General features: G+C 69.7%; 28 protein-coding genes. 19 read left to right on the forward strand and 9 right to left on the reverse strand.

Going from position 1 to position 24,072, the window contains the following annotated elements; genetic code table 11:
- Positions 1 to 2 precede the first annotated feature (2 nt).
- The 3 genes from FHR82_RS47910 (at position 3) to FHR82_RS44885 (ending at position 2,597) form a co-directional block, all read left to right on the forward strand.
- Complete coding sequence (locus FHR82_RS47910) at positions 3 to 938, forward strand: ATP-grasp domain-containing protein (RefSeq protein WP_184816824.1); 936 nt, start codon at positions 3 to 5, stop codon at positions 936 to 938.
- Positions 939 to 950: 12 nt separating this feature from the next.
- Positions 951 to 1,916 (forward strand): GNAT family N-acetyltransferase, encoded by a 966-nt coding sequence (locus tag FHR82_RS44880; RefSeq protein ID WP_184816825.1) that lies wholly within the window; start codon positions 951 to 953, stop codon positions 1,914 to 1,916.
- Between the two features lie 390 nt (positions 1,917 to 2,306).
- The gene (locus FHR82_RS44885) at positions 2,307 to 2,597 is read left to right on the forward strand and encodes a hypothetical protein (protein WP_184816826.1); all 291 of its coding nucleotides are present in this window, start codon (positions 2,307 to 2,309) and stop codon (positions 2,595 to 2,597) included.
- A 47-nt stretch (positions 2,598 to 2,644) separates the two neighbouring features.
- Here the strand turns inward: FHR82_RS44885 and FHR82_RS44890 are convergent, their stop codons facing one another.
- The gene (locus tag FHR82_RS44890) at positions 2,645 to 3,778 is read right to left on the reverse strand and encodes an epoxide hydrolase family protein (RefSeq protein WP_184816827.1); all 1,134 of its coding nucleotides are present in this window, start codon (positions 3,776 to 3,778) and stop codon (positions 2,645 to 2,647) included.
- A 60-nt stretch (positions 3,779 to 3,838) separates the two neighbouring features.
- On the opposite strand from FHR82_RS44890, the gene FHR82_RS44895 reads away from it, so the two are divergent.
- From FHR82_RS44895 to FHR82_RS44915, 5 genes are all read left to right on the forward strand, one after another.
- Positions 3,839 to 4,786, forward strand: coding sequence for a helix-turn-helix transcriptional regulator (locus FHR82_RS44895; RefSeq protein WP_184816828.1), 948 nt, complete (start codon positions 3,839 to 3,841; stop codon positions 4,784 to 4,786).
- A gap of 176 nt (positions 4,787 to 4,962) precedes the next feature.
- Positions 4,963 to 5,535: a DUF3558 family protein gene (locus FHR82_RS44900; protein ID WP_311771605.1), complete on the forward strand. Its 573-nt coding sequence runs from the start codon at positions 4,963 to 4,965 to the stop codon at positions 5,533 to 5,535.
- Between the two features lie 117 nt (positions 5,536 to 5,652).
- Entirely contained in the window at positions 5,653 to 5,799 is a 147-nt protein-coding gene (locus FHR82_RS44905; RefSeq protein WP_184816830.1) for a hypothetical protein, read from the forward strand.
- Positions 5,800 to 6,039: 240 nt separating this feature from the next.
- On the forward strand, positions 6,040 to 7,899 hold the full coding sequence (locus tag FHR82_RS44910; protein ID WP_184816831.1) for an AfsR/SARP family transcriptional regulator: 1,860 nt from the start codon (positions 6,040 to 6,042) through the stop codon (positions 7,897 to 7,899).
- 198 nt (positions 7,900 to 8,097) lie between these two features.
- Positions 8,098 to 9,105, forward strand: a complete 1,008-nt coding sequence (locus tag FHR82_RS44915) for an ArsR/SmtB family transcription factor (RefSeq protein ID WP_184816832.1) — start codon at positions 8,098 to 8,100, stop codon at positions 9,103 to 9,105.
- A 119-nt stretch (positions 9,106 to 9,224) separates the two neighbouring features.
- Here FHR82_RS44915 and FHR82_RS44920 read toward each other — a convergent pair whose 3' ends face one another.
- Complete coding sequence (locus tag FHR82_RS44920; RefSeq protein WP_311771601.1) at positions 9,225 to 10,202, reverse strand: alpha/beta fold hydrolase; 978 nt, start codon at positions 10,200 to 10,202, stop codon at positions 9,225 to 9,227.
- Between the two features lie 242 nt (positions 10,203 to 10,444).
- Here FHR82_RS44920 and FHR82_RS44925 point away from each other — a divergent pair, with 242 nt between their 5' ends.
- A complete protein-coding gene (locus tag FHR82_RS44925; protein WP_184816833.1) occupies positions 10,445 to 10,753 on the forward strand; it encodes a hypothetical protein in 309 nt (102 codons plus the stop codon).
- 299 nt (positions 10,754 to 11,052) lie between these two features.
- On the opposite strand, the gene FHR82_RS44930 is transcribed toward FHR82_RS44925, so the two are convergent.
- The gene (locus FHR82_RS44930) at positions 11,053 to 11,487 is read right to left on the reverse strand and encodes an SRPBCC family protein (protein WP_184816834.1); all 435 of its coding nucleotides are present in this window, start codon (positions 11,485 to 11,487) and stop codon (positions 11,053 to 11,055) included.
- Positions 11,488 to 12,034: 547 nt separating this feature from the next.
- Complete coding sequence (locus FHR82_RS44935) at positions 12,035 to 13,021, reverse strand: S41 family peptidase (RefSeq protein WP_311771602.1); 987 nt, start codon at positions 13,019 to 13,021, stop codon at positions 12,035 to 12,037.
- A 322-nt stretch (positions 13,022 to 13,343) separates the two neighbouring features.
- Between FHR82_RS44935 and FHR82_RS44940 the strand changes: the two genes are divergently transcribed.
- On the forward strand, positions 13,344 to 14,777 hold the full coding sequence (locus FHR82_RS44940) for a flavin-containing monooxygenase (RefSeq protein WP_184816835.1): 1,434 nt from the start codon (positions 13,344 to 13,346) through the stop codon (positions 14,775 to 14,777).
- Positions 14,778 to 14,903: 126 nt separating this feature from the next.
- Here FHR82_RS44940 and FHR82_RS44945 read toward each other — a convergent pair whose 3' ends face one another.
- Positions 14,904 to 15,866, reverse strand: a complete 963-nt coding sequence (locus tag FHR82_RS44945) for an acyl-CoA desaturase (protein ID WP_225943858.1) — start codon at positions 15,864 to 15,866, stop codon at positions 14,904 to 14,906.
- 466 nt (positions 15,867 to 16,332) lie between these two features.
- On the opposite strand from FHR82_RS44945, the gene FHR82_RS44950 reads away from it, so the two are divergent.
- From FHR82_RS44950 to FHR82_RS44990, 9 genes are all read left to right on the forward strand, one after another.
- Complete coding sequence (locus FHR82_RS44950; protein ID WP_184816836.1) at positions 16,333 to 16,938, forward strand: RNA polymerase sigma factor; 606 nt, start codon at positions 16,333 to 16,335, stop codon at positions 16,936 to 16,938.
- The gene (locus FHR82_RS44955; RefSeq protein ID WP_184816837.1) at positions 16,929 to 17,525 is read left to right on the forward strand and encodes an Asp23/Gls24 family envelope stress response protein; all 597 of its coding nucleotides are present in this window, start codon (positions 16,929 to 16,931) and stop codon (positions 17,523 to 17,525) included. Before FHR82_RS44950 ends, FHR82_RS44955 begins: the two co-directional genes overlap by 10 nt.
- A 4-nt stretch (positions 17,526 to 17,529) precedes the next feature.
- Positions 17,530 to 17,985, forward strand: a complete 456-nt coding sequence (locus FHR82_RS44960) for an Asp23/Gls24 family envelope stress response protein (protein ID WP_311771603.1) — start codon at positions 17,530 to 17,532, stop codon at positions 17,983 to 17,985.
- On the forward strand, positions 17,982 to 18,305 hold the full coding sequence (locus FHR82_RS44965) for a hypothetical protein (RefSeq protein ID WP_184816838.1): 324 nt from the start codon (positions 17,982 to 17,984) through the stop codon (positions 18,303 to 18,305). Before FHR82_RS44960 ends, FHR82_RS44965 begins: the two co-directional genes overlap by 4 nt.
- Before the next feature lie 123 nt (positions 18,306 to 18,428).
- Positions 18,429 to 18,935: an Asp23/Gls24 family envelope stress response protein gene (locus FHR82_RS44970; protein ID WP_184816839.1), complete on the forward strand. Its 507-nt coding sequence runs from the start codon at positions 18,429 to 18,431 to the stop codon at positions 18,933 to 18,935.
- 139 nt (positions 18,936 to 19,074) lie between these two features.
- Complete coding sequence (locus FHR82_RS44975) at positions 19,075 to 19,257, forward strand: hypothetical protein (protein ID WP_184816840.1); 183 nt, start codon at positions 19,075 to 19,077, stop codon at positions 19,255 to 19,257.
- A gap of 3 nt (positions 19,258 to 19,260) precedes the next feature.
- Positions 19,261 to 19,662 (forward strand): Asp23/Gls24 family envelope stress response protein, encoded by a 402-nt coding sequence (locus FHR82_RS44980; protein WP_184816841.1) that lies wholly within the window; start codon positions 19,261 to 19,263, stop codon positions 19,660 to 19,662.
- A complete protein-coding gene (locus tag FHR82_RS44985) occupies positions 19,659 to 20,201 on the forward strand; it encodes a DUF6286 domain-containing protein (RefSeq protein WP_184816842.1) in 543 nt (180 codons plus the stop codon). Before FHR82_RS44980 ends, FHR82_RS44985 begins: the two co-directional genes overlap by 4 nt.
- A gap of 5 nt (positions 20,202 to 20,206) precedes the next feature.
- Positions 20,207 to 20,767: an alkaline shock response membrane anchor protein AmaP gene (locus FHR82_RS44990; protein WP_221465121.1), complete on the forward strand. Its 561-nt coding sequence runs from the start codon at positions 20,207 to 20,209 to the stop codon at positions 20,765 to 20,767.
- Between the two features lie 130 nt (positions 20,768 to 20,897).
- Here FHR82_RS44990 and FHR82_RS44995 read toward each other — a convergent pair whose 3' ends face one another.
- From FHR82_RS44995 to FHR82_RS45010, 4 genes are all read right to left on the reverse strand, one after another.
- On the reverse strand, positions 20,898 to 21,416 hold the full coding sequence (locus tag FHR82_RS44995) for a DUF5994 family protein (protein ID WP_184816844.1): 519 nt from the start codon (positions 21,414 to 21,416) through the stop codon (positions 20,898 to 20,900).
- A gap of 104 nt (positions 21,417 to 21,520) precedes the next feature.
- Positions 21,521 to 21,676 carry a DUF6307 family protein gene (locus FHR82_RS45000; RefSeq protein WP_184816845.1) on the reverse strand — a complete coding sequence of 52 codons (156 nt, stop codon included), beginning with the start codon at positions 21,674 to 21,676 and terminating at the stop codon, positions 21,521 to 21,523.
- A 281-nt stretch (positions 21,677 to 21,957) separates the two neighbouring features.
- Complete coding sequence (locus FHR82_RS45005; protein WP_311771604.1) at positions 21,958 to 22,737, reverse strand: GAF and ANTAR domain-containing protein; 780 nt, start codon at positions 22,735 to 22,737, stop codon at positions 21,958 to 21,960.
- Between the two features lie 47 nt (positions 22,738 to 22,784).
- Positions 22,785 to 23,483: a GAF and ANTAR domain-containing protein gene (locus FHR82_RS45010; RefSeq protein WP_184816846.1), complete on the reverse strand. Its 699-nt coding sequence runs from the start codon at positions 23,481 to 23,483 to the stop codon at positions 22,785 to 22,787.
- Positions 23,484 to 24,072: the final 589 nt, after the last annotated feature.

Raw genomic sequence — 24,072 nt, forward strand, 5'->3', positions numbered from 1 at the left:
CGGTGGACATCGTCTGGATCTCCCACCCGGACAACTACCGTCCGGCGACGCTGCAAGGCATCGGCGCGGGTGCGCAGGAACGGCTCGACCTGTTCGCCGAGCACGGGCACACCCTGCGCGTCGTGCAGTCGCACCTGATCGTCCCCGGCTGGGCAGGCGGACCGCGCCTGTGGGTCGGCGACGAGGACCTGCTCGACGAGCGTCGCGGGTTCATGGTCACCGGCTGGACCTGGGACGCCGCGGCGGCCACGCACATCAGCGCGATCTCCCGCGCCATCCGCGCGTCCTCGTCGGTGTTGCTGACCGACGGCATCCTCGACCCGGAGCGGCTCGGCAGCGACAAGCTCGCGATGTACCACTTCGCGGGCGAACGCGGCGTCCCCGTGCTGCCGACGGTGTCGGTGCCCTACGGCAGGCACGCCGGCGCGGCGCTGGAACAGGTGACCCGGCACCTCGACGCGGACGGCTACGTGGTGAAGCCGAGGGAGATGGCCAGGGGCTTCGGCGTGCTGAAGGTCGACACCATCGAGCAGCTGTCGGCGACCGTCGACCTGCTCACCCCGGGCGCGCTCGGGTGCGTCATACAGCCGTACTTCGCCAACTCCGGCGACCTGCGCGTGTACGTGCACCGCGGTGAGGTGATCGCCGGGCTGCTGCGCAAGCCCGCGGCGGGTAGCTACCTGGCCAACGTGAGCCAGGGCGGGTCCGGCTCGGCGATGTCGGTGCCCTCGGAGATCCGCGAGCACAGCGAGCGCCTCGCCCGCGACCTGGAGAGCCCGTACCTGTGCATCGACTGGCTGCTGTCGGACGCGGGCCCGGTGTTCAACGAGTGGATGACCGTGTCCGCGGCGTTCGAGAACCTGCCTGAACCGGAGAAGACCAGGGTGTCCGACGCGTTGTTCGCGACCATCGCCGACCGCCTCGCCGCGGGCGAGTAAGGGGCCGCCGCCGTGACCGGATCCCCTGCGGTGGAGTACCGGCTCCTCGACCCGAGCGACGGCCAGGCGGTGGCGGCCTGGCTGGTGCTCGTGGCCGAGGGCGCAGGCGACAGCCCCGACGACCCACCACCGTGTCCCAAGGACGTCGCCGGGTCGCTGCGGTACCCGCCGCCGGGGATCGAGCTGGCCGATTGGCTGGCGTACCGCGGCGGCGCCCTCGTCGGCACCCTGCGCCTGGCCTTCGACACCGGGGCGACCGGCGCCCGCGTCGACCGCCTGCTGGTGCACCCGTCCCACCGCCGCCGGGGCGTCGGGCGCGGCCTGCTCGCGCTGGCCCGCACCGAATGCCGCGACCGCGTCGACCTGACCGCACTGGTGCCCGACCCCGGCACGGCCTTCGCCGCGGCCGCCGGCGCGACCCGACTCGACGGCGCGTACCTCCGGATGCGCCTGGACCTGGCCCACGACCTGCCCGCCGCGCCACCCCCCGCCCCCGGGTATCGCCTGGACGCCTGGGAGAACCATGCGCCCGACCACCACGTCCTCGCCGCCGCCTGGCTGGAACGCACCCTTGGCGACGACGCCGTGGCCCCGCAGGACGAACCGGTCGACACCAGCTACCTGCGCGCCCTGGAACGCATGCGCACGGGCCGCGGCAGGCACGCGTACCACATCGGCGCGGTCCACGAGGCCACCGGAACGCTGGTCGGATACACCAACATCACCACGATCGAGGGCAACCCCGACCACCTGTACCAGGGCATGACGGTTGTGCACCACGCCCACCGCGGCCACGGCCTGGGCCGGACGCTGAAGCTGACCAACACCACCAACGCCCGCCGCGACCACCCCGCGGCCAGGTACATGGACACGACCAACAGCGCCACCAACCACCCGATGAAGGCCCTCAACGAGTCGATGGGCTACGTGGTCCGCGACCAACTGGTCCCCTGGCACCTCCCCACTGCGACTACCTAGTGCTGTGTCCGCCAACGTTTGCCGGGTCCTGCGGCGGTCCCGGCCAAGCCCGACGGTGATCGCCCGTGCCGGGATGGGGCTGGTATGCCGCGAAAGGCGCGTTCAGGACATCGCCGACGCTGTGAAAGGCGCGTTGAGGGCGCCCAGACCTGAAAGCGCCTTTCACACCATGGCCAACGCCGTGAACGCGCCTTTCACAGCACAACGGCATGCCGTGAGGGTGCGCAGGGCGCCCGGGGCGCAAGCCCCACACCACACCTGAGGCTGCCTGCCATCCCGGAGACCTGCCCTCCGGCGAGGAGCCGCCGGAGGCAGACCCGTAAGCACATTGAGGTAGCGACGCACAGCCGGGACCACCAAGTCTGAGCGCAGACCAGGACAGGAATGCGCATGACAGAACCGCGATCCGAGGCGAACCGCGCGAGGCAGCGCCGTGCCCTCTGGTCGCGGCGCACCCGATTTCCCGCCTTCGTCGTGTCGCGGTTCATCTCGCAGGCGGGCGACATGGCGGCGATCACGGCGCTCACCGTGTACGTGTACGCGTCCCCCGACTCCGGTCTGGCCGTGGGCGCGCTGTTCGGCGCCGCGGTCATGGTGGTCTGCGCCGTCCCCGTGCTGCGCCGAGCCGGCCGCGAACCCGGATGCGACCAACGCGATCCGCGATCTTTGCCGATCACGTGATGCAGGCCGAACCCGCACGGGCTCGGCCTGATCGCGGTTCCGTGATCTCAGCGCAGGGCGGCGAAGAACGCCCGGATGTCGTCCGCCACGGTCTCGGGGACCTCGAGTGCGGCGAAGTGGCCACCCTTCTCGAAACGGCTCCAGTGCACGATGTTGGAGTTGTCCCGTTCCGCGAACACCTTGATGGTCTGGAAGTCGGCGGCGAACACGGCCACGCCGGTCGGCGCCGCGTTGACGGGCGTGGGCTCCTCGGTGACGGCGGCCGCGTTGTCGAAATAGGACCGGGCCATGCCCGCGGCCGCGTTCGCGAACCAGTTGACCGACACCTCGGTGAGGATCGTTTCCAGTGGCACCAACGAAGTGCCGTTGCCGAAGGAGTTGAACAGTTCGCTGTAGGCGAGCATCCCGACCGGTGAGTCGCTGAGACCGGCCGCGACCGTCTGCGGCCTGCTGGCGTTCATGGTGTTGTAGCCGCCGACCTTCTGGAACCACTGCATGTGCTCGAGACCGGCGTAGTCCCGCGGTTCGAGGCGCTCGAACTCCGCCGGGTCGCCCGACGGGAAGGAGAACAGCTGCAACACGTGCAGCCCCAGGAAACCCTCGGGGTTGAGGAGGCCGAGTTCGCGGGCGACCATCGCGCCGTGGTCGGAGCCGTGGACGCCGTAGCTCTGGTAGCCGAGCCTGCGCATCAGGGTGTCGTAGGCGCGGGCCACCCGGGCGGTGGTCCAGCCTGGTTCGGTAACCGGGTTGGAGAAGCCGTAGCCGGGCGCGTCCGGCACCACGACGTGGAACGCGTCCTCGGCGCGCCCACCGTGGGCGACGGGGTTGGTGAGCCGGTCGATCAGGTCGAGGTAGTCGACCGACGAACCGGGGTAGGTGTGCGCCAGCAGCAGAGGCGTCGCGCCGGCGTGCTGCGACTCGACGTGGATGAAGTGGATCGGCTGGTTCTCGATCTCGGTGGTGAAGTGCGGGTAGGAGTTGATGCGCTCCTCGGCGGCGCGCCAGTCGAACGCGCGCCACGCCACCACGGCCTCCCGCAGGTAGTGGTTGGGGGTGCCGTGCTCCCACGTGTCTCCCGGTGCCGGCTGCGGCAGGCGGGTGCGGTCGAGGCGGGCGGTCAGGTCGTCCAGCTCGGCCTGGGTGACCTCGAAGCGGAAGGGGCGGATGTCCGTGTTCGTCATGACACAGACGCTATAGTTCATATAGGAAAGGTTCGTTCCCATTCGACGAGAGTGGTTGAAGTGACAGCGGACACATCAGCGCGGCTCCTGGCGCTTCTCGCGCTGTTCCAGTCGCGCCCGTCGTGGAGCGGCACCGAACTCGCCGACCGGCTGGGCGTCACGACCCGCACCATCCGCAACGACGTGGAACGCCTCCGCACGCTCGACTACCCCGTCGAGGCCACCCGCGGCGCGACGGGCGGCTACCGGCTCGGAGCGGGCGGCAAACTCCCTCCACTGCTCCTGGACGACGAGGAGGCGGTGGCCGTGACGATCGGGTTGCGCGCCGGCCGGGGCATCGCCGGGCTGGAGACCGCCAGCGCCCGCGCGCTGGACAAGCTCGAACAGGTCCTGCCGCCACGCCTGCGGCCGACAGTGGAGGCGCTGGCCTCGGTCATCGAGCACGCACCGGAGAACACCGGCACCGACGCCCCGGACCCCGAGGTCGACCCCGCCGTGCTGCGCACCATCGCAACCGCGATCCACGACGTCGAGTGGTTCCGCTTCGACTACCAGGACACCTCGCTACTCGTCGAGCCCTATCGCCTGCTCGCCTGGCAGCGACGCTGGTTCCTCGTGGCCCGCGACCCGTCCAGCGGCGAGTGGGACGTCTACCGCGCCGACTGGATCACCCCGCGCATGCGCACCCACCGCCGGTTCGCCCCCACCGCCCTCCCCGACGACGACTACACGACCTTCACCATGCGCCGCGTCGCGTCCAGCGGATGGCAGGTGCACGCGCGCCTGCGGATCGACGCCCCGGCCCACGCCGTCCTCGACCGGATCAACCCGGCCGTCGGCGTGGTCGAGGCGATCACCGAGACCACCTCGGTCCTGGTCACCGGCGCCGACTCACTGGACACGATCGCGGCCTACATCGGCATGCTGGGCATGGACTTCACCGTCGAGTCACCCATAGAACTCCGGACGCTGCTGCGCGCCCTCGCGGAACGCTACGCCCGCGCCTGAGCCGGGATGGGCCGGAAGTTTCGAGATCGCCGAGCACGGCACTTCGCCCTCTGCCCGGTAGCTGGTTTGCCCTATGTGGCAGACGAAAAGTCGAGTACGGTCGGTTGGTGACGTTGGCGAACCGGGGGTATATCGGCTTGTCCGCGAAGTTGGCGATCTGCGTTGTCGTAGCCGGTGTGCTGGCGGGATGCACACCGGCCCCACTGGAGGAGACCACGGCGCCGACCACGGCGTCGGCCACCCCGCCCGCCGCCGCCGCACCGCCTCTCGCCGAACCGGTGGTGACAGCACTGCCCCCCGCGCCGCCGCCGATCGGCCGACCACTGGACGCGAGCCGGTACGCCACCGGGGGCACGGTGTGCGATCTGCTGACTGACACCCAGGCCGTCGAGTTCGGCCTGCAAAGTTCCGGGAATCCGTACAACGCGAGCGATGGCAGCCTGCTGACGTGTAGCCGGAACGGTTTCGGCACAGAGCGGGACGTCGAGTACAACCTCTGGCCCGACTCCGACGTGTTCGCCGCGCAGTTCGGCGACAGGAGGCGCCAGGGCGGTGACGACGCATACCTCGTGGACGTGGCGGGTCAGCCCGCTGTGGTGAACGGTAGTGATCCCAAGCCGGCCTGCCTGGTGACCGTCGGGCTCGCGGAGCGTCAGGGCATCGAGGTGTTGGCCAGTGACGGCAAAGACCACGCCTGTGCACTGGCGGTGGCGGTGGCTGAGCAGATGGTGCGAAACATCACCGGTTAGGTCAGCAGCAGCAGGTGCCGGCGAGACCGTGGGGCGTGAGCGCCTACGGGCGGCGTCGAACTGGCCGTGGACGACCTGTCTGAGTAGCGACCCCGCGGATCGCTGAGCGGTGCCGACATGTCAGCCGAGATCCCCGCCGTGGCCGCCGAAGTAGCCCGTGGCACCTTCGCCGTCGAGCCCGACCCCATCGCACTGCGCGACGTCGAACGCGCATGGTCGCGCCCGGCCGACAGCAGCAAGCGCATCGTGTTCACACAGCTCTAGGAACGCACCCGGCCGTGCGGCGCACCCCGATCGTGGACGACTGCGACGTACGAACCTGCCGTCGAGTTTTCTTCACTGTCAGCCGGACTTCACCGGTCCTCGTCCCCGTGGGTCTGTTCGAGAGTTCCGCTGCACCCGTGGCAGCCCCGGTACTGTCGCAGGTGGAGATGCATGGTGGGGGCGGTCGGCGGCGCGTTTCGGGCGGGAGCCGGAACCGTGTGGGGACGTGGTGGGGGGACGATGGTTCCGGTGGCGCCCAGCGGCTCCGGGGTGGAAGTGGGCGCTGGGCTGAGCTTCGGAGTCCTGGGCCCGCTGGAGGTGTTTCACGACGGGCATGGCATCGACATCGGTGCCGGCAAGCTTCGAGCATTCCTGGCGGCGCTGCTGGTCCGCGCCAATCAGCCGGTTTCGATGGACGAGCTGGCGGTGTGCCTGTGGGGTGAGCACGTACCGCGGGGGGCGCGTGGCACGCTCCAGGTCCACGCGCTTCGGCTGCGGCGTCTGCTCGGCGACGATCGCGACCCGAAGGTTCTGCGCACTCGCTCCGACGGGTACAGCATCGATGTCGCGCCCGACCAGCTCGACCTGTTGCGCTTCCGGCAACTCCGCGCGGAAGCCAGGAGCGCGCAGCGCGGTGGAGACCTGAACGCGGAGGCGACACTCCTCAGACGAGCGATCGAGCTGTGGCGAGGCCGTTCGTTGAGCGACATCCCGTCGGACTCGCTGCAGCGAGAGGTGGTTCCCCAGCTCGAGGAGGACAAGCTGCTCGTGCTCGAGCGCCGCCTGGACATCGACCTGGAGATCGGCCGGTGGCGCGACGTTGTCAGCGAGCTCGTGCAGTTGACCAAGGACCATCCGTGGCACGAACGGTTCTGGGAACAGCTCATCATCGCGCTGCACCGCTCGGAGCGAGTCGCAGACGCACTCGACACCTATCGAACGGTGCAGCGGCGGTTCCGGGTGGAGCTGGGTGTCGAACTCAGCGAGCGGCTGCACCGGCTGCACCAGGACATCCTGGCCGGCGCCGGGACGCTCGGTACCGGCTCGGCGCCTGCCGATCAGCCCGTGCACACCGAGCCGAAGCGCTCCCCCGCGCTCTGCCAGCTGCCGCCTGCGATCCAGGGCTTCGTCGGGCGCCGGGAGGTCGCGGACCTGGTCGTCCGGGCCTGCGCCACAAACGACACGACCGTGCCGATCCTGACCGTCAGCGGCATGCCGGGAGCGGGCAAGACAGCGTTGACCGTGCATGCGGCGCACCGGTTGCGCACGCAGTACCCGGACGGCCAGCTGTACCTGGACCTGAAGGGGTTCTCGACCGCGCCCCCGCTGTCCCCGGCGGACGCGCTCGAACGGTTCCTCCGCTCTCTCGGCGTGCCACCCGACCGCATCCCCGCCGACGTGGAGGGGCGAGCCGCGCTGTACCGCGCCGAGCTGACCGGGCGGCGTGTCCTGGTGGTGCTGGACAACGCCGCCAGCCCGGGTCAGGTTCGCCCGCTGCTGCCCGGCGCTCCCGGCACAGCGGTACTGGTGACCAGCCGCATGGACCTGCGCGGCCTGACGGTGACGCACGGCGCGCACCACATCCTGCTCGACGTGCTCACCACTGACCAGTCGGTGGAACTGCTCGCCGACCTGGTCGGCGCGAAGCGGGGCGCGGCGGAACCCGGTGAGCTCGCGGCACTCGCCGAGCTGTGCGGGCACCTGCCCTTGGCGCTGCGCATCGCAGGCGCCAACCTCGCCGCGGATCCCCACGGCCGGGTGGCCGAGCACGTGCACAACCTGCGGGAACGAAGCCGGTTGGCCGAACTCGCCATCGAGGGGGACGACCTGGCTTCGGTGAGCGCGGTCCTCGACCTGTCCTACCGGCGACTGACCCCTCCTGATCAACAGCTGCTCCGCACGCTGGGAGACAGTCCCGCTCCTGAGTTCACCGTGCCGACCGCGGCCTCGCTGAGCGAGCTGGCGCCGGGCGAGGCACGGCGAGCACTGGATCGGCTCACGGCGGCGAGTCTGCTTCAGCAGCCCGCGGCAGGCCGGTACCGCCTCCACGAACTGGTTCGGGAGTACGCCCGGGACCAGGCGCATCAGCCGATCCGCTGATCACTCACCGATGACGCACTGTGCCGGGCCCGGCCATGGGCGTTGCCTTTAAGAGGATTTAAACCAGGATGTCGCCGGACTTGAAGCCGGGTCGGCCATGATCTCTTCGTCGAGACATGGTTGAAACATCAACTGACATTGCTCACGGGCGCCGCGTATTCCTCGAACCGACCGTGGACATATCAAGGGGGCAGCGCGTTGCTGCGCGTCTACTTCACACCGGACGATCTCGCTCGAATCCGGGTGCTCGGCGAACCGCACCCGTTGTGGGAGGTGTTGCTGAGCCTTCACCTGCTCCAGACCCAGCAGGGCACCGCGGTGTTCGGCGGCTGGCGCCACGGCGCACGCGCGACACCACGGCCCCTCATGAGGACGCTCACCACCTTGGCCCGGCCCCAGGGTTACTCACCGGACTTCCTGACCCCGTCGCTCACCACGCCGGACCTCGACACCGCGCTGGAGACGATGCTCAGCACCGGCAAGCGCGTGCTGCGTGCCGACATCGGTGCGCTCGCGGCGGAAACGGCCGTGCCCCCGTGGGTGGGCGGCATCGCCGAGGGAAACGTCGACATGCTGCGGCGCCTCGCCGACGGCATCCGGCGCTACCACGCGGCCGTGCTGGCGCCGCACTGGCCCGCGATCCAGGCGCACGTCCGCGCAAGCCGAGCCCACCTCGCGGAGCTCGCGGTCAGCGGCGGGCTCAAGCACATGCTGGACGGGCTGCACCCCGGAGCACGATGGCACGGCTCGTTGCTGGAGGTGCCCTATCCGGTCGACCAGGACCTGGACCTGGACGGTCGTGGACTCACGCTCGTGCCGTCCTTCTTCTGCTGGCAGAACCCCATCACGTTCGCCGACCCGGACCGCGGCCCGATGCTGGTGTACCCGGTGGAGCGCAGCCTCGACTGGGCGAGCGGTGGCCTCGGTTCGCAGTCGGCACCGCGTCCAGAGTCGCTGATCGCCCTGCTGGGCCGCACCCGCGCGGCAGTGCTCCACACGATCGCGGAACGCCCGCACCTCAACACGACCGAACTCGCGGGCGCGGTCGGCACCTCACCCGCCAACGCCTCCCAGCACGCGACCGTCCTCCGCGAGGCCGGGCTGCTGGTCACCCGTCGCCACAACGGATCCGCGCTGCACACGCTGTCGTCTCGTGGCACAAGCCTGCTCGCCCGGCCGTCCCTCGCGACCACTCGGGGAAGTTGATCCACCGCCGCCAGGCGGGGCATCGCGGACTGGTCCGCCATTCTCCGCGCGCAGGGTTTACCTGACACACCTCGGTCCCGCGCGAAAACCGCGCGGGACCGAGGTTTTGCCAGTGGCCGTCAGGCCACGCAGTTCGCCAGCTCTGGGCTGGGTGCGGGAACGCCCTGCGGCCCGAAGAACAGCTCGGCGCAAGCGTCAAGGAACGCGGTGTTCTCCTCCGCGATCCAGTGCCCGCTGTCCGGCGCGACGACGCCGCGGACATCGTTGCCCACCTGGCTGAAGGAGTTGGCCACGAGCGGGCCGAACGCGAACTCCGCGCCCATCGCCAGTACCGGCATCGGCAGGCGTTTGTGTGCGTTGGCCTGGTTGTTCGCGGCGTCGCCCGCGAAGGCCCGGTAGTACTCGTAGCCCGCGGTCCTGCGTGCCGGGCTCGAGTAGGCGCTGAAGAAGGCCGCCTGGTCGATGCGGTCGGGGTGCCGGGCGCCGCTGAACAGCCAGCCGAGGAAGGTCGGCACGTCGTCGTTGTCGATGATGCGCTCCGGGACCGGGGCGGCGGTCTGGTTCAGGCCGAGGTGGAAGCTGACCCCGTAGAGGTCCTCGAGACCGAAGCCGGACAACGGCGTCTCCAGCACGGCCAGCCGGACGACCTCGGCCGGGTAGTCGCGGGCGTACGGGTACGCCACGAGCGCACCGGTGTCGTGGCCGAGAAGCGAAACCTTGGTGTACCCCAGTTTGTGGACGCCCTCACGAATGCGCTTCGCGGTGGTCACCTTGTCGTAGCCGCCGGACGGGATGCTCGACTCGCCCGCACCGGGCAGGTCGAACGCGATCACGGTGTGGCGCTCGGCCAGCGCGGGCATGATCTTCGCCCATTCCCACCAGGTCTGCGGCCAGCCGTGCAACAGCACGAGCGGCGGCCCGGAGCCGCCGCGGACGTAGTGCAGCGTCGTGCCCTCCACGGCCACGGTTCCGTGGCTGAAGCCAGGAAGAACCCGGGACTCCGCCTTGTCGGCCGCGGGCGGCTCCGCGCCGCTCGCCGCCGATCCGGCCAGGAGCAGCACGACGGCCGTCAATGCGGCGTAGGCGCCACGGCCCACACGCCGAAAAGGACTGTCTCTTCGGACCACGCTGGTCCCCCTTTGAGTTGTGACAAAAGCGACTGTCGGTTGTGGATATCCGACAGCAAGCGACGTCAACGTAGTCCAACCGGTCGCACCGAAACAACCCTTTGTCCACACCGAAGAGAGCAACCAGAAAGAAGATAAGCGCGGCGGTGCGTGATATGCCGGTTCGCGGCGAAGAGCGGTGAGCGGGCCGTTTCCGCTGTTTCAATTGGATGGTGGCCAAAGGTTTGGCGGCAGGCACCGAAGCGACGGCCGCGTACTCCGCCCGGTCCAGGTCACCGGACAACGCCGACAGCAACAGGCGCAGGCAGTACCTCCCGGACAGCGAGAAGGTGGCGGGGTTGTGCTCGTCGGCACGCAGCGCCTCTGCCAGCTCGTGTGTCGCGAGTGGACGATCCTCGGTGAGCAGCGCGCAGAACGCCTTGGCCAGACCGTGGATCCGGGGCGTGTACGGCGTCACGTCACCGGGCCAGGCCCCGAGCTCGTCGATGGCGGCGGCCATGTCCTCACCGCGGCCACGGTGACCGGCGAGCACGGCACGCAGCGTGCGTCTCCCCGATCTGGAGGTCGTGCCGGGCAACGCCAGTCGGGACCCGGTATGTCGATGTGCAGGTAGGCGACGACCACGTCGATCGGCACCGTCTCCTCGGCCCGCGCACCGGACCCAAGGAGGGTCCTCGCCATCTCCAGCTGCCGCAACCCTTCCGTGGTGCGACCGTCGACGTTGGCGACCCACGCGAGCTGCGGCTCGCCGCGTTGAGATCCCACTACCGGCGGCTCGCGGCGGGTGGTGGAGTGCTGCCCCGGCTCGTGACGGCGCGACTCAGCCGATCTCCATGCAGGCACGCAGCCGGTCCAGGTCGGCGACGATGCTCGTGCGCACCCGGCGGGCCATCAGCGGGGTGGCCCACCCGAAGAAACGGCCTGGCGAGCCGGACGCGTGGATGGTCACCAACGTGCCGTCCGGGTGTTGCGCGAGCTCGTAGCGGACGACCATCGGGAACGGGCGGTCGACCTTCAGCTCCACGAGCCGGTTCGGCTCGTGCCGGGTGACGACATAGCCATAGGTGAACGTCCGGCCGAGGAACTTCGCGGTCCGGACCACGGTCGCGCCCGCCACCAGCGGACCGGGTTGGGCGGGTGTGCTGGACGTGATGCCACCGGTCCACCGCAGGTCGTTGGCGGGGTCGAACATGAACGCCGCGACCTCGGTGGGCGAGCGGCGCACCACCACACTGGGCTTGACATCGACCGCCACGACATCCCTCTCAAAGACGGTACCCGTGAAGGCTAACCGCTGGCTGAGAGGTCAGCGAGTCGGGTGGTGGCGCAATAGTGCTGTGTCCACTTACGTGGCCGGTGTGGGTTCGTGGTTTGTCCTCGCCGGACGGGTGTCGTCGCCGAACGGCTTTGTCTCCGGCGGGCGGGGTTCGCCTCCGGCGGCTCCTCGCCGGAGGGGCAGGTCTCCGGGAAGGCCTCGCGGGTTGGCATCTTCGGTTCTTGGCATGGGTCGGTCTGCCTGGGGTGTGGTGTGGGGCATGCGCCCCCGGCGCCCTTTGCACCCTGACGACGGTCCGTTGTGCCGTGAAAGGCGCTTTCACGGCATTGGCCATGCTGCGAAAGGCGCTATCAGGGCACTCAACGCCCTCAACGCGCCTTTCACAACACCGACCATGTCCCGAACGCGCCTTTCACGGCACACCAGCCCGTCCCCGGCACGGACGATCATCGTCGGCTCGGCCGGACCCGCCGGAGGGCCCGGCAAACGTGGGTGGACACAGCACTAGCCACCACGCTTCACTCACTCACGTGGCTCGGTGCAGTGCGTGCTGGTGTGCCGCCTCGAGCGCCTGCTCGGCGGGTACGGCGTGGTCCGGTGCGACGCCCACGCCTTCCCAGTTGGTGCCCGTGACGGTGTTGATCGTGCGTCCCGTGGGGACGGCGACGGTGATGTGTTCGGAGACCGGGTACCGGGCGGTCGGGTGGGCACCACCCCGGGTCGTGTCGCCGACGATCAGTGCGCGCCCGTGCGCCTGCAGCGTGTAGGCCACGTCCTCCCCGCCTGAGAACGTGTCGACACTGGTGAGCACGTAGACCGGGCGGTTCAGGTAGCGCGGCGCCGGCAGGTGCGAGGCGGTCCAGTACTGCCGGGTGGAGTCAGTGGCGCGCTCGTAGATGTCGTTGAGGTGTACCTGGTCGTCAGGGAAGAAGTAGCTGCACCACATGGCGGCGCCGGTCGGGGCGCCGCCGCTGCACTGGCGCAGATCGAGGATGAGCGCACTGGTGTGCGCGACCAGTCGCATGGCCGCGCCGATCATGTGGGCACCTTCGCCGGCGTCGGCGATCCGAATGACTTCGAGGTAGCCGATGTTGCCCTCAAGGTGCTCGAACCGTCGGACCCCCTCGTTCTCGGCCTTGCTCTTGGCCAGGAACGCGGCCCGGCCGTCATCCTCGTCCACGGGGTCCGTGGACTGAGGCTCGTCCACCCACAGCAGCCGCAAATGCTTGTCCGGGCAGGCCCGCTGCATGTCAGCGGTCACGACCTCGCACAGGACGGGGCCGCTCAACGTGTCGTAGTCGCCGGCGTCGAGCCGCTTGCGGACCGCGCTGTCGATTTCCTCGACGCGCTCGGGAAACACATAGTTGGTGGCGATCCGGTCCAGTGCCCGGCCGACTACCTGCGCAGTGGTGATCATCACCGGGAACCCTAAACTCCCCACCACGTCTGCCCTATCGATTTCGCGATGGGGAGAACCGCGGGGGCCGAAGGACCGGCAGACGTCGGTGGTCACAGCACTAGTTGGGACGCGATCTCGTCGAGGTCCACACCGGACACCGTCGGTGCGTCGGCGGCGGGTAGTGGCACCCGGCCCTCCCGGGCCACGAAGGCGGTCCGCAGCCCCGTGCTGGCCGCGCCCGCGACTGATCGTCCAGCGCGACGCGGGCAACGGCACCTTCGTCCGGCTCCGCCGCGCCGAGTTCGAGCGACGCTTCCCCGGCCTGCTCGCGACCCTCACCGCGCTCGCGGACGACGAATAGCCGCGCACCGGTTGCACGCTCCGGCGGGTGGACAGCACCGGGAGAATGGACGAGCCTCACTGGGGAGGGCGGACCATGGACGTGTGTGTCGTCGGCGCCGGACCAGCCGGGATCGTCGCCGCCAAAGTGCTGCTGCAGAACGGTTTCGACGTCACGGTCTTCGACAAGAACGCCCGCGTCGGCGGGATATGGGCGCCGGGCGGCAACTACGACGGACTGTCGAACCAGGCGTCGCTTCGCCTGTTCGAGTTCTCGGATCTGCCCAGCGGACTGCACTACGGCAGCGCGGTGGACAGCCAGCGTTACCTGGAACGGTATGCCGCCACCTTCGGGGTGTTGCGACGGGTTCGCTTCGAGACCGAGGTGACCACGGTCCGGGCCGTGGACAGCGCGGAGCGGCTCGGCGCCGGCGGGTGGGTGGTCGGGTTCCGGCCCGCCGGCAGCACGGCCACACAGCAGGAGACGTTCGACCACGTGGTGGTCGCGAGCGGTGCCCACCACCACCCGCACGTGCCGGATCTCCCTGGGCGGGACGCCTTTCCCGGGACCGTGCTGCACTCCAACGACGTGCGGGCCGGCGTGTTCGACGGGCGGCGGGTGGTCGTCGTGGGTGGCGGCAAGTCCGCGCTGGACCTGGTCCTGCGCGCCGCACGCGTGGGCTCGTCGGCGACCCTCGTGCAGCGCAAGGTCAACTGGATGGTCCCGCAGCGGCTGCTCCTGGGAACCGTTGGCTACAAATGGATCCTGATGACCCGGCTCGGTGAGGCCCTCCTCCCCCACTACGACAACGAGGCCTGCGTCCGGGTTCTCGACCGGATGAGTGAACGCGTCAAACGCGTCCTGTGGCAGGTCGTCGCCCGTGACATGCTCATCTCCTCCGGGCTCCACCGGCTGCCGAAGGACCTGCGGCCTGCACACCCGCTCCCCCACCACCTGGCGCACGCCGGGGTGATGCCGCGCGGCTACGCACGGGCCGTGCGCCGCGGGCTCGTCTCCGCGCGGCTCGGCACCGTCACGGCGTTCACCGGTACCGGTGTGCGGTTGGCGACGGACGAGGAGCTCCCGGCCGACGTCGTCGTCCTCGCCACCGGGCACCGCAGGGTCTTCCCGTTCCTCGACCCTCGGGTGCGCACCCACGACGACGCCGGGCGGGTCCGGCTGTTCCGGGGCATCGTGGCGCCCGGCGCCGACCGGCTGGCGTTCTCCGGTTTCCGGCAGATCTTCAACAACATCCTGGGTGTGGAGCTGACCGCGCACTGGATCGCCGCCCACTTCCGCGGCTCCCTCCGCGTCGCCCCGGACGAGGACGCCGTGGACGCGCGCCTGGCCTGGCAGGAGCGGGTGCTGCCCGGCTCCGGCGGCTACGACCTCGGGCCGTACGACATCCACAGCGCGGACGAGCTCATGCACGACATGGGCCTGCCGTCGCGCCGGGCGGGCAACCCGTTCGCCGAGCACCTGCTGCCCGGCGGCGTCGCGCGCCGCTACACGGGGCTCCGGACGCCCTGAACGGTCTGGTTCACCGTGGCAGGGAGACACGGTAGATCGGCGAACGCCGCCGCCATGATCACCGCGGCTAACACGCACGATGATCTGAGCGGCGACGTCAGGTTCAGCGCACCGATCGTCCGCGTGTCAGGCCTGGTTTGTGGCGGCCTTCAGCTTGCGTTCGAAGCGTTCCGGCTTGGGCCAGCGGACCTTCGAGGCCCAACCGAGCTTCTCGAACACCCAGATGACCCGTGCCGAGATGTCGAGCTGGCCGCGCCGCACGCCGTGCCGGGCGCAGGTCGGGTCGGCGTGGTGGGAGTTGTGCCAGGACTCGCCCATGGAGGCGATGGCCAGCGGCCAGAAGTTGGCCGACTTGTCGCGTGCCTCGTAGGGCCGGTCACCGATCATGTGGCAGATGGAGTTGACCGACCAGGTGACGTGGTGCAGCAGCGCAACCCGGACCAGGCTGGCCCAGAAGAACGCGGTGACCGCACCCCACCAGGACATCGTGATCAGTCCACCGAGAACCGCAGGAGCCAGCAGGGTGACCACGGTCAGCACCGGGAAGAGCCGGTCCACGCGCTGGATGTCGCGGTCGGCGAGCAGGTCGGGCGCGAAACGGACGGCGTTGGTCTTCTCGCGTTCGAACATCCAGCCCATGTGCGCGTGCCAGAAACCCTTGACCAGCGCGGCCGGGGTGGTGCCGAACCGCCACGGTGAGTGCGGATCGCCTTCCCTGTCGGCATAAGCGTGGTGGCGGCGGTGGTCAGCCACCCAGCCGACGACCGGGCCCTGCATGGCCATGCTGCCCACCGAGGCGAGCGCGATACGCAGACCGCGGCGGGCCTTGAACGCGCCATGGGTGAAGTAGCGGTGGAAGCCGACGGTCACCCCGAGACAGGTCAGCGTGTAGAAGAACGCGGCAAGGCCGACGTCGACCCAGCCAAGCCCCCAGCCCCACGCGAACGGCACAGCCGCCACCAACGCGAGAAGAGGCACTATCGCGAACAGTCTGACCAGATTGAGCTGGGTTCGGGACTTCTCACCCGCCAGCATCGGTTCCGGCCCGTCATTCCGGCCCTGGACGGGCCGTTCGAGCATGTCTGTCATTAGTCGCTACTCCCGGTAATTGTCCATAGAAGCGTCACCGGATCTGGGGCGACTGCGGTAAGAGTTGACGGCCAGTTGCGGCTCAAACTTCGTTGCTCAGGCAGCGTGGACGTCGGTGCGCGTGCGGAACGAACTCGCGATCCGAACTCGTGGTGTCAGTTCCTCGGCAAAGGAAGAACGCGCAAGCCCGCGGACGTTGTCGGCGAGCGCGCGAAACCCGACCAGAAATTCTGCTACCTAATGCGTACAACGTTGTCCGTAGAACATTTGTTCCGGCCACATCCACGTCCATGGTCCCGATCGGGCGAGATCGACCGCATCACTGTGACCCACGTCACTACAATTGTATCGTCGATCGTCGTGACGTCGCTGGTGTCGGCGTGTCTGAACACCGGTGACAACGAGCGCGGCCGTCCTGTGGGAGAGGAGCATCCTCGATGTTGAGCGCAGTTCACGACCGCCGCCGATGATCTCGCGAGCGGGGACCCCGTCAGGTGCGCAGACGCCACCCGCCGACGTGGCTCCGGACGATTCGAGGCTGGACGACACCACCCTCGTCGTCCGTGCCCGCGATGGGGACGTGCGCGCCTACGAGCAGTTGGTGCGGCGCTACCAGGGGCCGATGTTCCGGCTCGCAGTGCGGATGCTGGCCAGCCGGGGCGATGCGGAGGACGTGGTGCAGGAGGTGTTCCTGACCGCGTGGCGCAGCCTCGCGAGCCTGCACGAGGAGGCCGCGTTCGTCGCGTGGCTGTACCGCATGATCACCAACCGCTGCCTGAACGTCATCCGTGACCGGCACACCACCGTGGACGTGGACCTGGCGCAACGGGAGTCGCGGAGCCCCGGCTCCCGCCCGGAACGCACCGTCGAGGTGAGCGAGCAGCTCGCGGCCGTGACGGAGGCGCTGCAGCGGTTGACGGGTGAGCAGCGCGCGTGCTGGTTGCTGCGAGAGGTGCACGGCCGCTCCTACGAGGAAATCGCCCAAGCGGTGGGAGTCACGACCACAGCCGTGCGCGGACGGATCGCGCGGGCAAGAGCACAGCTGACGGAGATGATGGCGCCATGGCGGTGAACCCCGAGACCCAGGGTTACCTCCTTCCCTGCGGGCGAGACGTGGAGACGGTGTGGGAACGGCTGGCGGACGTGGCGGCCGGCCGTGGCGACGAGCACGACCTGACGTGCCCGGACTGCCGCGACGCACGGGCGAGCCTGAACGCCTTGCGGGACGTGACGGGGGAACTCGTCGCCGACACCACCGAACCCGCGCCGCACCTGACCGGCCGCATCATGTCCGCGGTCCGCGCCGAGGTCCGCCGCAGGCACGACATGCTCCCGCTACCGACGACCGAACCGGGCCTGGTGCGGATCAGTGAGCACGCCGTCGCGGCGGTCCTGCGCTTCGCCGCCGACAGCGTCGCAGGGGTTCGGGCGCGCCGCTGCCGGGTACACGACCTCCGGGTGCGGGCAGCGGATCCCGGTGGCGGCGAGGAAAGCGGACCGGTTCTCGTGGTCGAGCTCAGCGTCGCGGTGAGCTACCAGAGTTTCGCCTGGCGAGCGCTGGACCTCGTGCGGGAGCGGGTCGCTGCCGCCGCGGTGACCAGGATCGGCTCCGAGTTGCACCGGCTGGACTTGATCGTCGAGGACGTCTACGGGGCGTGAACAGGTGAAAGACACGATAGACAGGGGTTCCAGCGACGCCCCGGACACCGGACCGGGTCACGCTCCGCTGTTCGAATGGGTGGTCGGCGCGGCCGTGGTGGCCGCCGTCGCGGTACGTGCCACCGCTGCCGTGCCGGGTGTCGTACAGGTGGAGCCGGGCCTGGTCGGGCTCGTGGGATCCGTGGTCCGCGCCGCGCGCCAGCGGATCAAGGGGTTGGAGCCGGCGCCGACAGAGGGCGCACGAGTCGAGTTCGAACGGGCGAGCGGCGGCGACACCGGCGCCGCGCGGTCCGTGCGGGTGGAGGTGGACGTGGTGACCTCCGGGCAGGACCAGGCCACCGCGGTGGGCCAAGCGATACAGCGCGCGGTCGCCAGTGCGGTCACCGAGGCCACCGGTCTCATCGTGACCCAGGTGCGCGTGTCCATCATCGACATCCGCTGGGACATGGATCGGCCATGAACACCTCCTCCGAGTTGGTCCACGACCTGTTGGCGGCCCTGGCGGAGGTCCCCGGGTTACACCCCGCCACGCTGGCGAAAGCCAGGCAGACACCGTGGGGGTCGAACTGGGACTCCCTGGCCGTCGACATCACCGACGAAACCGGTGGCGGCCACACGGTGGTGGTTCGGGTCGTGGCGACCCGGCTGCCGCTGCCGCCCCTCGTCAGGCGAGCGGAACAGGCGCTGCTGGCCGTCGTGGCCGCCAGCCATGTGCCCGTCACCCGGCTGTGCCTGGAGATCACCGATCTCGACAACACCGCGTTCGGTGGTCACCCGTGACGGAGATTTCCGCGATCCGGCCGTGACGTTGCCGCCACACGGGTGTCTATCCAGTGTGCGAAGTCGGGAACAGCCTCCGGCTTCGCGAGACCAACCACTGCGACACCCAGGAGCGCGCACGTCATGACCGCTACTCACAGCCCTCCGGCAAACTCGACCTCGCCATCCGGCACCACCTCGGCCGCCACGTCCACGGAGAAGCCCACCACGTCGCCGGGCTCCTCCCAGGGCACCTCACTGGCCACGCAGCAGGGCACCACGACGGTGGCCGACACCGTGGTGCAGAAGATCGCCGGTCTGGCCACCAGGGAGATCAACGGCGTGTACGACCTCGGTGGCGGCGCGTCCCGCGCGTTCGGCGCTCTCCGGGAGCGGATTCCCGGCGCGACCGCGAGTGCCGCGCAGGGCGTGGCGGTCGAGGTCGGCGAGACCCAGGCCGCGATCGACCTGCAGCTCCTGGTCGAGTACGGCGTCTCCATCGCCGAGCTGGCCAAGGCGGTACGCCGCAACGTGATCACCGCGATCGAGCGGATGACCGGCCTGGAAGTGGTCGAGGTCAACATCCACGTCAGCGACGTGCACATCCCCGGCGAAGAGGACAGCACGCCCGAACCGACTCGCGTGCAGTGACCTTCGGCGTCGCGATCGACGCCGAGCGCATCGCCGCCGCTGTCCAGGCCACCGAGACATCGCGGGCCTGGACGGCGGCCCCTCACAACGTCGACACCGGGTCGACCACCGTCGACCGTAGCTAGGAGAACCAGATCTGATGAACTCCACGACCCTGGGACTGATGACCGGACTGGCGCTGGGCTTCGCCGGTGCGTTCGGCGGCTTCGGCGCCTTCCTCATCGTGCTCGTCCTTGCGGCACTGGGCCTTCTCGTCGGACGTGTCCTCGACGGCAAGCTGGACGTGTCGCAGCTGACCGGCGTCGGCCGGGACCGAGGCTAGAACATGGCCACCACCACCGCTCCCCGCGGCCAGGACACCGGAACGGACCACGACCTTCCCGGTCGGACGACCCTGGCCGACCGGGCCGTCGAACGCGCCGCCGCCCAGGCGATCACCGAGATCGCCGACGTGGGCGGCGCGGGCCACCGGGTGTTCGGGGACGCCCTCGGTGGGTCACCCGAGGAACGCTCCGCGCAGGTCAGTGCCACGGTCGACGACACGACCGCGGCGCTGCGGGTCCGGCTCTCGATCGCCTACCCGGCGTCGGTGGCGGGTACCGCCCGCGAGGTTCGCAACCACCTGGTCCGGCGGCTCCACGAACTGACCGGGCTGGTGGTGACGCGAGTGGACATCACCGTCGTCACGCTCTACCTCAACCAGCCGGGGCCCAGGAGAGTCCGATGATGCGCCGCCCCCGCCGCACCGCCCCGGCCGTGGTCACCGCCCTGGCCCTGCTCAGTGTGTGCGTCCTGACCGCGATCAGCGTGATCCAGCTACTCGCCGGCACGCGTCCGCTGATCAGCTACGCGGCGATCGCCGGCCTGGCACACACCACGCGCTGGGACAGCCTCGGCGTCGCGATCGCCGCCGGCGTCGTCATGCTGGTCGGGCTCGTCCTGCTGTTCACCGCGGTCCTGCCCGGCAGGCCTACCGTCGTTCCCCTGCTGGCCACGGACACCGGCGCGGCCATCGACGCCGGTGCGTCCCGGCGGAGCCTGCGCAGCACGCTGCGTGCGGCAGTGCACGCCGTGGACGGTGTCACCGCTGCCAAGCTGACGTTGCGCCGCAGAACGGTCACCGCGGTGGTGCGCACCCACCGCACCACCCCAGAAGGGTTGACCGAGGCCGTCCATGCCGCCATCGAGCGCCGGCTCGACCAGGTCTCCCCGGCCACTCGCCCGGCAGTGCGGGTCAGGGTCGTCGCCCCCAGGAGCACCTCGTGAGCAGTATGAACCGCCCAGCCCGCCTCAACCGTGGCCTGCTCGCGATCATCGGTGTCGCGCTCGTGACCGGCGGCGGTCTCGCCATGGCCACCAGTCTCGGGATGCTGCCGGTCGACCCGGCCACCACCCTCGTGCCCGGTACCGGCCTTCCGCCCACGTGGGTGCTGTACGCCGTCGCAGGCGTCGCAGTACTGCTGGCCCTGTTGTGCCTGCGCTGGCTGACCGCACAGCTCGTCAGGACACCCAGGACCCACACCTGGCGCTTCGAGGACGATCCCGAGCACGGCCACACCGAACTCGCCGCCCGCGTCGCCACCACACCATTTACCGCCGATGTCACCGCGTACCCGGGTATTCACACCGCGCACGCCGACCTCACCGGCCCCCAGCACTCCCCCACGCTCGCCGTGGTCGTCACCACCGAACACGATGCCGACCTGTCCGACATCCGCCACCGCCTCGACACCGACGGCCTCCCCCGCCTGCGCCGCGCACTCGACCTCACCTCGCTGCCGATGACCCTCGAGTTCCGCTTCACCACCAAACCGGGCGCCCGGACCGTCTGACTCCTCGCCGAACGCCCGCACACCTGTCGCGCCGGCGCTCGTTGCGGGCATGACCGGCCGCGTCGCGGACGCGGCCGGCTCTCACTCCGATGTCACCCGAGTCCATCGCACACTTCATCGCACCGCGGTCTCAGTCACGCCGGTGCGAGTGGCCGCCGTCGCTTTCCCCACGTTCCGAGGAGTACTCGGCCTGCCGGGGCGCGGGGAGGGTGACCGCGGCGAGGATTTCCTCTGGCCGGTCGGCGTTGCCTCGGTGTCCCGCGGTCATCATGGCGTCGTGGCCGGCGGTGTCGGTCATCCCGGGTGGGACGACGAGCAGACTGATGCGGCCCGCCTTGGAGCCGGTCACGTGGATGATGTTCTGGGCCTGGTAGGTGAATCCCTCCAGGCGGACCGGGACGCCGTCCACATCGACCCTGCGTGGCGCGGTGTCCCACGCGGACAGTCCATAGGAGACTCGTTCGATCCGGCCGAGCCGGACCGCGAGGACCTCGGCCAGTGCGGCCAGTTCCGCGGTGAGGTCGCGGGACCTCGGCCACCAGCCACCGTCGACGTAACCGGTGGCCGGAGCCTTCGGCTTGAGCCGCAACCGGAGCGGCGTGTGCCGTGCCGGAGGGGGCTGGGTGTGTGCCTGTGAGTTCGATGTCATGCCCGTGTTCCCGTCGTCAGAGGCGGCCGGCCGCGGCGATGCGCCGCGGCCTGGAGGTGGTACCGCACGCTGGTGCCCTGATGGCACCCGACCGCTGAGGGAGTTCAGCGGGTCGGCTCCGGAATGTGGTCGATCGCGTAGACGACCTGCACGGCGAGTTCGCGGGCCGCCTGGTCACCGAGCGCCGAGTTCTTCGCGAGTACATCCTGCACGAAAGAGACTCGCCGGTCGTAGCGGGAGATGAAACTGATGTCCGTCATGTCGTTCTCCTTGTGCCGGCCGCGCTTCTCGCGAACCAGAAGGGTGACGCGCGCGTGGCTGACGAGTTGTGGACGCGGCACGAAAGGGTCTGGAGACGCACCGAATTCGAGGCTTTGCCGGAACCGGCACCTCACAATGTGGGTGTCATCGGTCCGGATGTCTTCATCTTACGCCTGCTGATCACCGAAGTGCTGAGAATCGGCTATGAGTGTCGATATCGACCGCCCGGACCGATACCCCTTCCGTCCTGTGCCTCCCGGGTGGTCCGCGGCGGGCTGCATCAGTGAGTGCGGTGTGCGGTGATGGCGTCGACGTCGGCGATGCCGTCGATGACCTGCCGCGCGAGGTCGGACAGGCGGTGGTGGTGGGTACGTGCGTAACCACGCAGGGCGGTGAATGCCTCCTCGGGTGTGAGGGTGCCGCTGTGAGCGGCGAGCATGCCCTTGGCCTGTTCGATGATGACGCGGGAGTTGAGGGCGGTCTGCAACTGCTCGGTGACGATGGTGGCGTGGTCGATGGTGCGTTGCTGCAGGATGCCGATGGTGGCGACGTCCGCCAGGGCTTGGCCGAGCTGGCTCTGGCTGGACACCGGCCGAACGCCATCGGCATCGGCGTTGAGCAGCGACAGGGCACCGATCACGTCGCGGCGTAGCCGCATCGGCAGCGCGTGCACGGCGCGGAACCCGCAGATCTCGGCCGCGGCGACATAGCGTGGCCACCGATCGGTGTCGGCGCTCAGGTCGGTGCTGACCACGGCTTCACCGGTCCGCACGCACTCCACGCAGGGACCGCCGTCGGTTTCCGCGGCGAACATTTCGAGCAGTTCGGATTTCTCCGACGAGGCGGCCGCCATCCGGATCCCACCGCGCTGGTCGGAAAGCAGCACACCGGCGGCGTCCACGTCGAGGAGATCCACACAGTGGTCGACGAGCATGTGCAGGAACTCGGTGAGATCGAAATCGGCGACCATCGTGTCGGCGAGGTTCACGAAAGCCTGCCCGATCCGCTGATCCCGCAGCGCGGCCGCACCACCCTCGCTGCCGGCATCGACGGATCGCACCGTGTCGGAAAGCATGGGCTTAGCTCGTGGTTCGCGTTCCAACCTGCTCACTCTCCGCTGTCCAGCCGCAAACGGCGCTCGATGATGTCCTTCGCGACCTCGGCCAGGGTCATGTGATGAGCGAAGGCGTGCCCTCGGATCCGCAGCAGCGCGTCTGCCAGGCTCACCCGTATGTCCGCTGCGACCATACCCGTCGCCTGGTGCACCTCGGCCTGGATGTCGACCAGCCCGGACAGCGTCAACGGCGCCACCGCGTGCACGTCGTCGAAGATCGTTTCGGTGGCCGCGTCCGCGAGCAGAAGTGCGTCAGTCAACTGTGCCGGCGTCAGCGACCCGGCCGACAGCCGGTGCATCTCCAGTACCCCCAGCCGCACGCCACCGACCTGCAGAGGGAAGGAGAACACCGCCGCGGCGCCCGCGGTGATCGCGTCCGCGGTGAACCCGGGCCAGCGCACGCCGTCCGCGGTCAGGTTCGGGATCAGTACCGGCCGCCCGAACTCGTAGGCGTCGATGCACGGCGCCGAGCCCGCGGTGATGGCGAGATCGTCCAGCCGCGTACCGAGTTCGTCAGACGAGTAGACCAACGCGCCCCCGCCGTCCGCGTTCGTGCCGCCCAGCACCCGCACCCGCGCACCCGAGACGGCGAGCTCCATCACGCAGAGCTCGCAGATGCCCCGCAGCAGATCCGCCGCGTTGTCGTGCTCCGCGAGCAGAGTTTGCAGATGCTTGCGCCGGTCCGCGCTCACCTCTCCGCCCCTTCCGCACACGCGACCCCACCGCCGGCGAGGTATGACCGTTCACCGTACTCCGGGTACCACCCGGACACCTTTCCGACACCGGACCGGACGTCACGATCGCGCGACGACGCCGACGGGCGAACCTCCCGGTCACGCGAGGCGTCGTGTACCGCCGGTTCGTGACGCCGGCGCCGTGCGCACGGGTCGGTCTCGCCTACCGGACACCGCCGACTCCCCCCGCCCGGCACTTTCTGGACCTCGCCGTCGAACTCCAGCGCCCGGCCGAGCACTGGCCGCGGGGTCATGGCCTGCCGGAGAATCCACCGCGAGAGACGGGGAGGATGCTCCTAGCGTGCGCGTACCATGGGGAGATGCCCGAGACCCCGGTACGTCGTCGCTACCAGTCAACGGGCCGGTCGTGTCGCCCTCGTTCGTCCTGAAGAGCACCGACATGCGCACGAACCCATCCAACACCGGTGCGTTCACCACCGAGCGGCTGACGGTGAGACCCTGGCACGTCGAGGACGCCCAGGCCGCGCTGGACGTCTACGGGCACCCCGAGGTGACCCGCTGGCTCAGCCCCGACATGGACCAGGTG

Origin of the sequence: Actinophytocola algeriensis, assembly GCF_014203735.1 — a bacterium.
In the GTDB taxonomy this organism is placed as follows: Bacteria; Actinomycetota; Actinomycetes; order Mycobacteriales; family Pseudonocardiaceae; genus Actinophytocola; species Actinophytocola algeriensis.